Source organism: Bacteroidota bacterium (assembly GCA_016715945.1).
Taxonomy (GTDB): domain Bacteria; phylum Bacteroidota; class Bacteroidia; order Bacteroidales; family F082; genus JALNZU01.
Genome location: JADJXJ010000001.1, coordinates 215962 through 229933 on the forward strand (window position 1 = coordinate 215962; position 13972 = coordinate 229933).

Below are 13972 nucleotides of genomic sequence, written 5' to 3' on the forward strand. Positions count from 1 at the left end.
ATCTGGAGATTATCAAATTTAATAAATTTTTTGGAAATGTGGGGTAGCTTGTCCGGGATAAGGCAAGATCAAGTTTTTGTTATGGTATCGATTTGTTTAGCAAGAATAGTTGTCACAGGTAATATTGGCCAGCAATGCCTAAAAAAAAACTCCGGCCTTGACCGGAGTTGATTTGATAAAAGGCTTGTTTGATTCTTACCTGATCAGGATGAGGTTTCCTTTGGAGCGCTGCCAACCCGAGGGAGTGAGCAGGTCCACTGTGTACACATAAGCTCCGCTGGCAGGCAGCTGATGCTGGTGGATGTCGAATTGCGCCTGGCCCTGTGGGAAGTAGCCATCGGCAAGCCGGAGTACTTCTTGTCCCAGGTAGTTGTGGATGCTGACGCGTAACCGGCCTTCGGCAGGAAGGTTAACTTGCAGTAATGTGCTGTTATTGAACGGGTTGGGATAAACCTTATGTGTCAGGTTCTGAGGTTCATTTAGGCCGGTGGTGCCGCTTACGATGTAGTCGGTAGCCAGGGGCACATTGTTGAGGATCTGTGCATTGATGTTCACAAACTCGGTATTGGGCAGCAGTTCGAGGTATCTGGTGCCTGGGACAATGTGCTCCAGCAGCCTGGCCTGGAGGCTGAGCAGCTGCTGACCGGCGCCATATTCACGGCCTTGCTGGTCCATCCAGGCAATGCGCACTTCGCCTTTTTGCTGGTCGATGAAGAAGATGTCGAATCCCTGCAATCCGTTGATTTCGAGGAGTTGTTTGTTGTATGACATTCCCAGGGTGATGGCAGCCAGCCGTTGGGTTTGGTTGATGCGCAGGGGGATGTTAAGGGTTTGTCCCACCGCAGCAGCTATGCTGCCTTCATAGCTGAGGATGGCGCCTTCTTTGGAGCTTAGGGAAGCCGGGATATAGGAGGCATTGAGGTCGCCATTGGCCAGCAGATAGATGTTGAAGAAGTTTGGCCCGTTGGCAAGGGCAGGTAGCTGGGCTTCGTAGAACACGCTTTGTGCAGAGGACGATGCCTGGTAGGCGCCATTGGGCGTGAGCAAGGTTTCCGGGGCTGCGGGATAGCATACCGAGGCGGCATTGGCAGCCCAGTGGCCGGCCAGCTGGAAGTTGTGCTTGTTTCCCGGGAAGGGGCTGGTTCCAGGGAATCCCACGGTGCGGTACATGATGATGAGGGGATCGAGGCCGGTGATGGTGTTGCTGTTGTTGACGTCGGCCGAGAACTCGGCAAAGGCAGTCATAGGCTGTCCGGCTGCGGGCATGATCCAGGGGAAGTTTGCCACCACTGGATTACCGGTTGACATATGGCTGACGATGAGGGCATCCAGGGCCGAGACGCCACCCCAGTTGTTGAAGTTCCAGGTTTGGCCAAGCTGGCCTGAGCTATGGTCTTCCCATAGGCGAATGGTGTAGGTTTTTCCGGCTTCAAGTCCGCCGAAGGTGTAGGTAGTGGCCACCGGCTGGGCATTACCAACCGGTGCGTTGCCATCGAAGAGCTGCACCATGAAGTTGCTTCCGGCAGGCAGGGCAGATTCCACGGGGTTGAAATAAGCCAGCTTGCCCAAGAGCGACACCCCGGAGCTGAAATTGGCAGTCAGGTTGTGGCTGCACAGGCCCGGGACAAAGCTGAAGGAGGGCAGGGAAGAGAGCACATTGCCCTGGCCGTCGGTCCAGTTCAGGAAGTTGAATCCTTGTGCAGGGGTGGCCGTAAGGCTCAGTGGCTGGCCGATGACCGGGGTGCCGGAATAGGTGGCGGTGCCGGCTCCGGCAGGACTCACACCGAGGTTGATGGTCACAGGACTTACCGTAAAGCTGAGGGTGTTGGAGGTGGCCGGATTGCCGCTCACGCAGCTGAGGCTGGAGCTCATGCTGAGCATAAGCTGGTCGCCATGGGCAGGCACAAAGCTGAAAGAGGGGCTGTTTGTGCCGGCGGGGTTGCCGTTGAGCATCCACTGGAAGATGGGGCTGTTGCCACCGTTGACAGGCGTAGCCGAAACATTTGCCTGCTGCCCGTTGCACAGGCTGGTCGAGGCGGTGCTGATGGTGACCGAGGGGGTAAGCAGGGGCGACACCTCCATGAGCACGCCATTGCTGGTGGCAGGGTTGTTGCTCACACAATCAAGGCTGGAGATCATGACGGCTTCCACCACATCGTTGTTGGCCGGCATGTAGGCAAAGGAAGTGGAGGTGCCAGAGCTAAGCAGGATGTTGTTGACAAACCACTGGATGATGGGAGCGCTGCCCGGGTTGAAGAGTTGCGCGCTGAAGCTGACCGTGCTGCCCTGGCAGACAGGATTTTGGGAAGCCTGGATGATGATGGAAGCCATTGCAGGCGTTTGAACGGTGATGGTCAGGGTGTTGGAGGTGGCCACAGCCGGCTGGGCGCAGGTTTCGGACGAGATGAGGAGCAGCTGCACCTGGTCGCCATCGTTTGGTACGAAGCTGAAGTTGGGGCTGTTGGTGCCGGCATTGCTGCCGTTGACGGTCCATTGATAAACGGGGCTTGTACCGGGGTTTTGAGCCGTGGCGGTGAAGTTCACGGCCGTGCCCTGGCAGACGCTGGTTTGGTCGGCCTGGATGCTCACGCTTACCGGTACGGCCGGTGTTTCACTTACCACGGCCTGGCCATTCATGGGCATGGAGCTGTTGCTGTTGGTGGCTACAAGGGTGTAGGTGCCTTCGGTAAGGTTGAGCCATTCCAGCGGACTGCCGGTACCTGCGACAGGGTCGCCAAAGGGGATGCTGTTGCGCAGCAACTGATAGGTGGCAGTGGTTTCGCTACCGCTCAGCGTTGCGCTGATGCCTGTGGGACTGGCCCCCTGGCAGTAGCTGCCACCGCCTGTTAGGTCGAATACAGCCGGAGGAGGCATCAATGTACTGAAGGTAGCAGGTGCACTCCAATCGCTTTGGGCATTGCCCGGACAATTGCTTCTCACATAAAAATCGTATGTGGTGGCTGGCTGCAGGTTATCCAGGTCAAAGGGCACTGCGCCAATTCCCATAATGAGAATACCTTCAAAATTGGGGTCAAATCCAGTCAGGCCGTACTTAAGGTCCCAGCTTAGCACCTGAGGATTGGCGATCCAACTGAGTCTGGCAGAGTTTGTAGTTACGTTTGTGGTTGTCAGACCAGCCGGGGCATTGCACGTTGCTGTGGTTATATCTACCTGGACGACATTCGAGGGGCCGGACTCATTGGCATCATACATGGCGGTGATGTGGTAATCGTAGGTACCCGGCGACAGCCCTGTGTCGTTGTGCGTGAGCACATCAGGAGCAGTACTTCCGATATGTACGTTGTTTCGGAAGATTTTGTACGATGTTACCTGCATCGCACTTCCTTCGATGACGAATGGGATGCCTTGTGCAGTGTTGGTGCCGCTGTCAAGAAGGTTTTGCCATGCATCGGAGGTAAATTGTTTTGCATTCCCTGTGGTGGTTTGTCCGTTGATGGTGATGGGAGGCGCCCAGGGGCCTGAGCTCAGGCTGCCGGCAAAACTTACGTCCACCCAATAAGTTCCGGGTTGCAGATTCAGCCCCGGGGTGTTGCACACAACCCGCATGATGGGTCTTTGAGTGTCCACGGTGGTCTGGCTCACCCTGTAAGCCGTGGCCCAGCTTGTACTGCTCATGCGGTTGGTCGTGGTGTTGCCCCAGATCACCTGGCCACCGGCTGCCGGATCGCCATTCCAGATCTGGATGTAGGCTGCCGTGATGGTGCTGGTGGTCGATGAACCGGTTTGGTACACATAAAAGGTGAAGCTTTCCACCTGCCATGGCGCATTTACCGTGAAATCATCCGCTACCCGGTTTCCGGCCGAAGATTGGGCTCCAAAGCCTAAGATGCTCATATTCAAACTGCTGTTTTGCAGCACACTATGGTCGGAACCACCCGGGCCTGTGCCGGGGCTGTTCACAAAAGGACCATTGTTGAACAATACAGCTCTTCCGCTTTCCACGCGGCTTCCCTGGGGCACAAGTAAAGTGGGGCCAACTGCCAGGACAGTTTCATGGGTGGATGAGTCTATGATAATCTTGCTGATATCCTGAATGTCCGTGTCGATGGCTGAGGCATGAGCAGTGAGGGTTGGAGCCTGCCAGCTAAGCTGTACATTGTTGCCGCCATAGACCATCGCACTCAGGTTTTGTGGTGGCTGGTAAGGGTTTTCGGTGATGGTCACATAATTGGTTCGTGTTTTTGAATACAAGCCGTCCACCAAAAGTGAGATTGTTTTCTGCCCGGGGGTATCGTAAGTTACGGTATGCGGACCTTGTCCGGTGGCGGTAGCCGGGCTGGCACCTGCGCCAAAGTCCCAGCTCCAACTCGAGAAGGAGCCGTTTCCCGAGGCGTCGGTGAAGGTGATGGGCTGCCCGACCATGGCTGTGAGCGGACTTGCAATAAAATCGGCAAACGGACCGGATGGAAGACCGGTTATTTCAATATCGTCGAGCACATTGGCCCTTCCCCAATTGTCAATGCCCTCAAAAGCAATCTGATAGGTTGCACTGGGGTTGGGAAGTTCAATGTCGCTTACCTGCGTCCACTGGGCAACATTCTGGTTGTAGGTGTTGCCTATCTGCACCCAGGGGGAGGTAGGTGAAGTGCGGTAATACAGCTTCAGCTCGTTTTGGTCGGGCGACCAGAATTCCTGGCCATACCAGAAGCTGAGCCGGAGATTCATCAAACCGGAAAGATCAAGAATAGGTGATACCAGTTTTGTGATAAATGGCCCGCCGGAAGTGCTTGTAAATCTGGCATTTTTTACCCCGGAGTGGGCCGAAGTGATGGAGCCTCCGCTTGAACCTGTGGCATAAGTCCACTCCTTGTTGCCTTGCACGAACTCCTGCGTCCAGCATTGACGGGATGGCGAACTATCTTCAAAGCCTTCGGAAAAAGGTAATCCGAAAACTCCGCATGCCGTGGTAAAGTTCCAGACCGGACTGTTCACACTCATCGGGAGGGAGGTATTGTACGAAACTACCTGCCACTGATAAACTGTGGTAGGATTCAAACCGGTATAAGTATAGGTTCCCTGGCTGCCTGAGCTTCCGGCATTGCCCTGGTTTACAACTTTCTGCATGTTGCCGGCCGGGCCGAACCAGAGGTCATATTTGTCCGTGTTGTTTCCCCAGGTCCACTGCAGGCTGCCATTAAGACCTGCACCAGCAAAAAGGTCAGCCGGCACAGGGGTGTGAGCTGCTGTGGGTGCGCCTGGTACGTTGATATCACCACTGATCACGATATCATCCACGCACCAGTAATACGCCCAGGTGCCCTGATAATGCCACCTGAAACGTACGTTGGATTGTCCGGTGAGCGCTGCAATGGTTTGGCTGAAATTGGCCGGGTTGGAGCTGGTTGTGGTCCAATTGGCAATTTCCGTCCAATTCGTTCCACCGTCAATGGAATAATAAAGCCTTGCAGTTGAGGCTATTTGATATTGCCTGAAATAATGTTTAAAACTGAGGTTTACATTCATATAGCCCGACATATCGAAAACCGGGCTGATCAGGCTGGCGTTTTGCGTGTTGTCACTTCCAAAACCATCGCTGTTCAGGTAGGCGTAATTGCCTGTTGTTCCGGTCAAACCATTTGTTATTGTGCCAAACTGCCACACCTGCCCGTTGCCCTGGTGATCGACGATTGTCCAGCAATTCGGCAGGCTGGGTGCGGCATTGAAGTCTTGATTGTATGGCAGGCTGGTAAAAATGCCACAAAGGGTGTAAGCATTGGCATCCCTTCCGGACGAATAGGTGAAGGTGGGGTTGTAGGAAAACAATTTGTAGAAATACTGAGTGTTTGCGTTAAGTCCGGTATGGCTGAAATTCGTAGCTCCGCCTTTGTAGAGCACGGTGCCCCCACCCGGCAGGGTCTGACCCACCGTATAGTTGACCCCTTCAACCGGGGTGCCGATTGTGGCGGTGGGTGCCCATACCAGCATGACATCGTGGTTGCTGGTGTTTTTATTCCAGCTCAGATTGATCTGTGTGGTGCTCACGCCTGTGGCTGAAAAATTTGTGGGGTTGAGCACGCCTGTCAGGTAGTTTTGTGTAGTAAGCAGGGCTTGATGGGCATTCAGTCGGCCCGTGCCCAGTTTGCCGATGAACGACGGGTTTTGGGCATAGTGGTTGTCGGTGGAGTTTCGTAGGATGTCTTTCAGGTCGGCATTTGAGAGTTGTCCATAAGCCAGCGACACCACCAGTGCTGCTACCCCCGAAGCATGCGGGCAGGCCATGGAAGTGCCCTGGTAGAAAGCGTATGAGTTTCCTGTGATGGTGCTCAATACGCCTCTTGCTGAAACTGTATTGGTTTCGCCTCCGGGTGCGGAAATATCCACCCAGGTGTCGTAGTTGGAATACCAGGCTTTTTGGTCGTTATTGTTGGTTGCGGCCACGGCAAATGCGCCGGAGTAACAGCCAGGATACCACTGTCCGGAGGCATCGTCATTACCGGCAGCAAATATCGTGATGCCTCCTGTCATGGCAGCGCCCCCCCCGTTTTGGTTAAAAAAGTCTATTGCGTCCAGAACGCTTTGCTCAAACACACCTGCACTCGTGTAGCCCCAGCTGTTTTGCGATATGGCGGCTCCGTTGTTGGCAGCATAAACCGGCGCCAGATGAAAACCACCGCTTGATGAGGAAGTGAATACCTGGCAGCTCATCAGGCGAACACCGTTGCCCGAACCTGAACCTCCGGCTACGCCGGCCACACCCACGCCATTATTATTTACAGCCGACACAGTCCCTGCTACATGTGTGCCATGATTGTGCGGCACAATGGTAGAGCTGCTGTTTACAAAATTATATCCAATGCCGGGCCACATATTTCCTGCCAGGTCGGGGTGGTCGAACTGGATCCCGCCGTCGATCACCGCAACGATGACATTCGAATTGCCTTTTTCAATTTCCCAGGCTTCGGGCAGGTCGATGTCTTTATCCGCCGTTCCGCCCTGCTGCCCCGTGTTGTGATAATGCCATTGCTCATTAAAGCGGGGGTCGTTGGGCGTCCAGCGTGAGGCCGACCCACTATGGCCCGCGTTACCCTTTTCCTGCAGTTCTTCATCAGCCACAGGCGCGATGAGCCGCTTTTTATACACTGGCTCAGCTACTTCGGTCTCCGGCAAGGCCTGAAGTTTTTTAACCAGTCCGATGATGTCGGGCGAACTGTCCCCAAAGTCAAGTTCATACCACAGGTGAAATCCCCATGCCCGCATGCGGTCGTCGAAACGGAAGTTCAAAGCGGGGGAGTAAAACATCTGGCTGGCTTTTTTCAAACTGTAATCCGACAGTATGGTGTCAAGGGCAGGGATGCCGAAACCCTGTGGGGCGACAATCACATGCTTGCCTTCGATACTGGAAGCCAGGTCAGGACGAAGTTTGATGCTTATCTTGTTGGGCTCGTATGCATCCCGGCTAACTTTATCGAGGTCGATGGGCGGCCGCTCACCCCGGATAGGGCGGTACTGCGCATCAACTGATTGCATGCCGAAAAACAGCATGGCTATCACAGCAAAAAACTGACGAAAAGATGGTGTGATCATGAACATTGGATTGGTCTTAACAATTTTTTACAAATCTAAAAAAATAAAAAACTCCGGCCTTGACCGGAGTTGATTTGATAAAAGGCTTGTTTGATTCTTACCTGATCAGGATGAGGTTTCCTTTGGAGCGCTGCCAACCCGAGGGAGTGAGCAGGTCCACTGTGTACACATAAGCTCCGCTGGCAGGCAGCTGATGCTGGTGGATGTCGAATTGCGTCTGGCCCTGTGGGAAGTAGCCATCGGCAAGCCGGAGTACTTCTTGTCCCAGGTAGTTGTGGATGCTGACGCGTAACCGGCCTTCGGCAGGAAGGTTAACTTGCAGTAATGTGCTGTTATTGAACGGGTTGGGATAAACCTTATGTGTCAGGTTCTGAGGTTCATTTAGGCCGGTGGTGCCGCTTACGATGTAGTCGGTGGCCAGGGGTACATTGTTGAGGATCTGTGCATTGATGTTGACAAACTCGGTATTGGGCAGCAGTTCGAGGTATCTGGTGCCTGGGACAATGTGCTCCAGCAGCCTGGCCTGGAGGCTGAGCAGCTGCTGACCGGCGCCATATTCACGGCCTTGCTGGTCCATCCAGGCAATGCGCACTTCGCCTTTTTGCTGGTCGATGAAGAAGATGTCGAATCCCTGCAATCCGTTGATTTCGAGGAGTTGTTTGTTGTATGACAGTCCCAGGGTGATGGCAGCCAGCCGTTGGGTTTGGTTGATGCGCAGGGGGATGTTAAGGGTTTGTCCCACCGCAGCAGCTATGCTGCCTTCATAGCTGAGGATGGCGCCTTCTTTGGAGCTTAGGGAAGCCGGGATATAGGAGGCATTGAGGTCGCCATTGGCCAGCAGATAGATGTTGAAGAAGTTTAGCCCGTTGGCAAGGGCAGGTAGCTGGGCTTCGTAGAACACGCTTTGTGCAGAGGACGATGCCTGGTAGGCGCCATTGGGCGTGAGCAAGGTTTCCGGGGCTGCCGGATAGCATACCGAGGCGGCATTGGCAGCCCAGTGGCCGGCCAGCTGGAAGTTGTGTTTGTTGCCCGGGAAGGGGCTGGTTCCAGGGAATCCCACGGTGCGGTACATGATGATGAGGGGATCGAGGCCGGTGATGGTGTTGCTGTTGTTGACGTCGGCCGAGAACTCGGCAAAGGCAGTCATAGGCTGTCCGGCTGCGGGCATGATCCAGGGGAAGTTTGCCACCACGGGATTACCGGTTGACATATGGCTGACGATGAGGGCATCCAGGGCCGAGACGCCACCCCAGTTGTTGAAGTTCCAGGTTTGGTCGAGCTGGCCTGAGCTGTGGTCTTCCCATAGGCGAATGGTGTAGGTTTTTCCGGCTTCAAGTCCGCCGAAGGTGTAGGTAGTGGCCACCGGCTGGGCATTACCAACCGGTGCGTTGCCATCGAAGAGCTGCACCATGAAGTTGCTTCCGGCAGGCAGGGCAGATTCCACGGGGTTGAAATAAGCCAGCTTGCCCGAGAGCGACACCCCGGAGCTGAAATTGGCAGTCAGGTTGTGGCTGCACAGGCCCGGGACAAAGCTGAAGGAGGGCAGGGAAGAGAGCACATTGCCCTGGCCGTCGGTCCAGTTCAGGAAGTTGAATCCTTGTGCAGGGGTGGCCGTAAGGCTCAGTGGCTGGCCGATGACCGGCGTGCCGGAATAGGTGGCGGTGCCGGCTCCGGCAGGACTCACACCGAGGTTGATGGTCACAGGACTTACCGTAAAGCTGAGGGTGTTGGAGGTGGCCGGATTGCCGCTCACGCAGCTGAGGCTGGAGCTCATGCTGAGCATAAGCTGGTCGCCATGGGCAGGCACAAAGCTGAAAGAGGGGCTGTTTGTGCCGGCGGGGTTGCCGTTGAGCATCCACTGGAAGATGGGGCTGTTGCCACCGTTGACAGGCGTAGCCGAAACATTTGCCTGCTGCCCGTTGCACAGGCTGGTCGAGGCGGTGCTGATGGTGACCGAGGGGGTAAGCAGGGGCGACACCTCCATGAGCACGCCATTGCTGGTGGCAGGGTTGTTGCTCACACAATCAAGGCTGGAGATCATGACGGCTTCCACCACATCGTTGTTGGCCGGCATGTAGGCAAAGGAAGTGGAGGTGCCAGAGCTAAGCAGGATGTTGTTGACAAACCACTGGATGATGGGAGCGCTGCCCGGGTTGAAGAGTTGCGCGCTGAAGCTGACCGTGCTGCCCTGGCAGACAGGATTTTGGGAAGCCTGGATGATGATGGAAGCCATTGCAGGCGTCTGAACGGTGATGGTCAGGGTGTTGGAGGTGGCCACAGCCGGCTGGGCGCAGGTTTCGGACGAGATGAGGAGCAGCTGCACCTGGTCGCCATCGTTTGGTACGAAGCTGAAGTTGGGGCTGTTGGTGCCGGCATTGCTGCCGTTGACGGTCCATTGATAAACGGGGTTTGTTCCGGGGTTTTGAGCCGTGGCGGTGAAGTTCACGGCCGTGCCCTGGCAGACGCTGGTTTGGTCGGCCTGGATGCTCACGCTTACCGGTACGGCCGGGGTTTCACTTACCACGGCCTGGCCATTCATGGGCAGTGAGCTGTTGCTGTTGGTGGCTACAAGGGTGTAGGTGCCTTCGGTAAGGTTGAGCCATTCCAGCGGACTGCCGGTACCTGCGACAGGGTCGCCAAAGGGGATGCTGTTGCGCAGCAGCTGATAGGTGGCAGTGGTTTCGCTGCCGCTCAGCGTTGCGCTGATGCCTGTGGGACTGGCCCCCTGGCAGTAGCTGCCACCGCCTGTTAGGTCGAATACAGCCGGAGGATTGCCACCTGGCCAGGTGCCTGTCTGACTCTCCATGAGCTGGTTAAGCACATTTCTTACTTCAATTCGTTGAATCACAGTGCCTTGTTGGACGACAAGATTAAATGCTCCTATATTGAGTTCTGATGAAGTAGCTGAAATCAGATTTCCGCCAGAGGGGGCATCGTATCCCAGAATGACGTATTTCTCGGTTAGCGGATAACTTGCGGCAAAAGGTATGGAACCACTAATGTTAGCCGGATTGGTAATTGCGGTGGCTGCCGGCAAGGCCACAGTCTGATAATTAGTGCTATAGGGCGATAACCTGTCGCGATAACTTGCAGAGGTAGAGTTGTTTGAACCTCTCTGGTAAATTATCCACCAGGTAGATTGGGTCGAAGGTGTGCCGGGTATGAGTGGGTTGTCGGCATAGGAAGAACTGGTCACAAACTGGCTGCCATTCCAAACATTATATTGAGACGTGCTATTGAATAAGCGGTATTTTGCTTCGTTGGAAGCATATCCGCCTACTGTCATCAACACGGCACTTTGTGCGCTGGCAGAGGAAATGTCCACCTGCTGGGGCCTGAGCAACACATTGGCATAAGCCGCTGGCGCCTGAGTTGTGGCATTGGCTGTCACGCCATTGGAATAGTTGTTTCCTGCCTGGATGAGGAAAGCCTTGTAGTAGTAGGTGGTGGCAGGCGTTAACCCGGTATGGCTGTAGGTGGTATTTGTTCCTGAATAAAGCACTGTTCCGCCACCGGGAATGGTTTGACCGGCTGTGTAAACAGTGCCATTCGATGGTGTGCCAAAAGTTGAGGTTGGCGACCACACTAGCAGCACATTCGCGCCCTGCCAGCTCAGATCAATCTGGGTCTGACTCACAGCTGTGGCTGTGAAGTTTGCCACCTCGTTGCTGGCAGTTCCGGTGATCTGAATTTCATCCACCGCCCAGTACCAACCAAAATTTCCATTGTAGTTCCAGCGAAACATTACATTGCTTTGTCCGGCCACTGCAGGTATGGATTGAGAGAAAGTTGCCGGATTGGCTGTCGATGCCGTCCAGGTCTGCAGATCGGTCCAGGTGCTGCCTCCGTTTATGGAATAAGAAACCTTAACGCTGCTTCCGGTATAATGACGATAATAGTGTTTAAACGACAGGGTAACAGCGCTGAATCCGCTCAGGTCGATGGTCGGAGTACGCAGGTCGGTGTTCTGGCTGTTACCGTTGCCATACGCATCGCTGTTCAGGTAGGCATAGTTGCCGGTCAGGGCGGGAAGTGGCGAATAACTGCCTGTGATGGTTCCTACCTGCCACACCTGGTTGTTGCCATTCAGACTTACGGTCGTCCAACAATTCGGGAGGGCAGGGGCATCGAAGTTCTGAGTGATTGGTGGGGCATAAATGCCGCAAAGGGTAGTGAACGACTTTTCGTCGCCGTAAAATGTGCCGAAGGCGTTGGTTGCATACGCTCTTACATAGTAGGTGGTGCTGGGATTCAAACCACTGATGCTGCTGGTATAACTGCCTGTGCCAGTGCCATTTGTCGTGAACAGACCGCCGCTAAGGGTAGGGTTAGGACTTGTACTCCAGCAAACACCACGGGCTGTGATTGGTGAACCACCATCCGATGCGATAGTGCCTCCGCTTTGGGCACTATTCAACCCGATGTTGGTGACAGAGGCGGTGGTGAGCTCGGCGCCGCCAGGGATGAAGCTCTGGTTGGCGCCATATGTAGTGCCATCGGCATTGCTGGCGACAATACGATAATGATAGGTCTGGCCGGGAGTCAAACTGCCCAATGTAGCGCTCACCGCAACTGCAGTGCTGCCTGAACCTGCGTTGGAAACAGTTGTGGTATTGCCGTAACCAGTAGTCGTTCCCCACTCAAAATAGTAGGTTGTGTTCAGGGTGTTGGGATTGACCGTTCCATTGATCGTTGCAGAGTTTGGCGTAATATTTGTCGGTGCGGTGGTGACAACAAGAGGAGCATTCCCGATCCGGAAGGTGGCAATACGTGTCTTTGATGCATTACCCGAACCTACATACTGACCTGTAGCCCAGAACGTTTCGTTGTCACTCGGATCAATGGCCAGCATGAAGTAATCGCCCCAACGTTCCGATCCGGTTTGCGAGAGGGTTCCCTCAAGAATTACCTCTTCCGCCACATCCAGGATGCCATTGCCTGCAGCATAGGCAGCTGTGGATTGGCCCGTGAAACGCAATCCCGGGTTGAGGGTCGTGGAGGATATGGAATAAACAAGACCAATCTTCCCCGAAGGTGTCATCGCGATGCTGCCCATCCAGCGCGAATGGTTGTCGGGGGCATACGTGCCTGTTTGTCTGATGGTCCAGGGGCCTGTTCCGGTGCGCCTGAGCTCGTACCACCGTATCCCGGCCTGATCGGTACCGCTCACATCAACAGTATGGCAGGCCACAATGGTTTGATAGGTGCCAAAATTGCGGTATTGTGGCCGGTGCATTATGACCTGGTTCACCGCATCCAGTTTCTGTGTGGTTCCTTTCTGGGCGATATTTTCCCATGTACTTCCAAAATTACTGTCGAAGGCCGGCACATTGATCTGCTGGGTGCGGGCAAAGGTGGAAGAAGCAGGGGTGGTCCAGTTCACATTTAGTTCATAAATCCATATCTGGTCGCTACCTCCCCATGCATCATCGTTGATGGTGATGAAAATACCCGGACTGCCGGCAGGGGCCAGTGGGCCGTCGTTATCAACTGGCGGAACGCAATGAAAACCACTGTTGGGACGGAGGTTGTTTTTGAATCCTACCATTTGTGCCGTGGCACCGATAAGCATTTTATCTCTTTCAAGCACATAGATATCTTTTTTCCCTGCATTGGGCGTGTTGGTACCCATATAATATCCGTCGCGCCAGACACCGAGTTTGGGATAATCGGGCATATCGTCCACATCGAACGAATAACGGTGCCAGGTTCCGCTGGGGTCGGAGCTGGTCGAAACGGCCACCAGCATATAATCGTTGCTACCAGTAATAGAAAATTCTGCCACAAGCCATCGTTGGGCAGCTTCGTCCCAAAGCACAATCGGGTCACCGTCATTGTATTGCGAACCGGTCACGCCCTCGAACAATAAATTCAGATTGGTGGGGCCTGCCACCAGTTGACCACTTTTGTTGTAGATCGCATAAACGGTGTTGATGGTCTGGAAGTAATGCGTTTCATTCACATCACCATTCACATCCGAAGGCTTGTAGGGCGAGGTTTGACCATCAAAGTTCAGAAAAACGGGACGGTTGGTTACTGTGCCCATCTCGGTCTGCCTGATGGGATCCCCGTCTTTCGGGAGTGCGGTCTCGGCAAATGGGTAAAGACGTTGTTTGGGCACCCAGCTTTGCGACCTGAGCCTGTTTTTGCCCTTCTCAACCAAGGCATTGAATTCTTCCTCGGTGAGTTGTGGCAGTTCGCGAAGCGGACGGGAGAGCCCGTGGTATTTTCCAGTAATAACAAGCGGCTCATCATCAATTATCTGACCATTGGCTTCATTCAATGGGAGGAGGCTGGTAAAAAGTAGCACACAAAGTGCTGCAACGAATTTTTTCATTTGGTTCGGAATTCCTTCTGGTTTATGATTCAGTGAAATAATTCAGCAAAAGTATCACTCTATTGATTGTGAAAAAAGCCCGGCAGAAAT

Annotated in this window: 2 protein-coding genes; both read right to left on the reverse strand. The window is 54.3% G+C overall.

Translation table 11 applies throughout. From position 1 onward, the window contains the following. Positions 1 to 195 precede the first annotated feature (195 nt). Positions 196 to 7545, reverse strand: a complete 7350-nt coding sequence (locus IPM52_00800; GenBank protein MBK9290166.1) for a S8 family serine peptidase — start codon at positions 7543 to 7545, stop codon at positions 196 to 198. 97 nt (positions 7546 to 7642) lie between these two features. Further along, on the reverse strand, positions 7643 to 13882 hold the full coding sequence (locus IPM52_00805; GenBank protein ID MBK9290167.1) for a T9SS type A sorting domain-containing protein: 6240 nt from the start codon (positions 13880 to 13882) through the stop codon (positions 7643 to 7645). Positions 13883 to 13972: the final 90 nt, after the last annotated feature.

Excerpts from the sequence above, each read along its gene's own strand:
- IPM52_00800 (MBK9290166.1), bottom strand. The coding sequence starts at position 7,545 with ATGATCACACCATCTTTTCGTCAGTTTTTTGCTGTGATAGCCATGCTG.
- IPM52_00805 (MBK9290167.1), bottom strand. The coding sequence starts at position 13,882 with ATGAAAAAATTCGTTGCAGCACTTTGTGTGCTACTTTTTACCAGCCTC.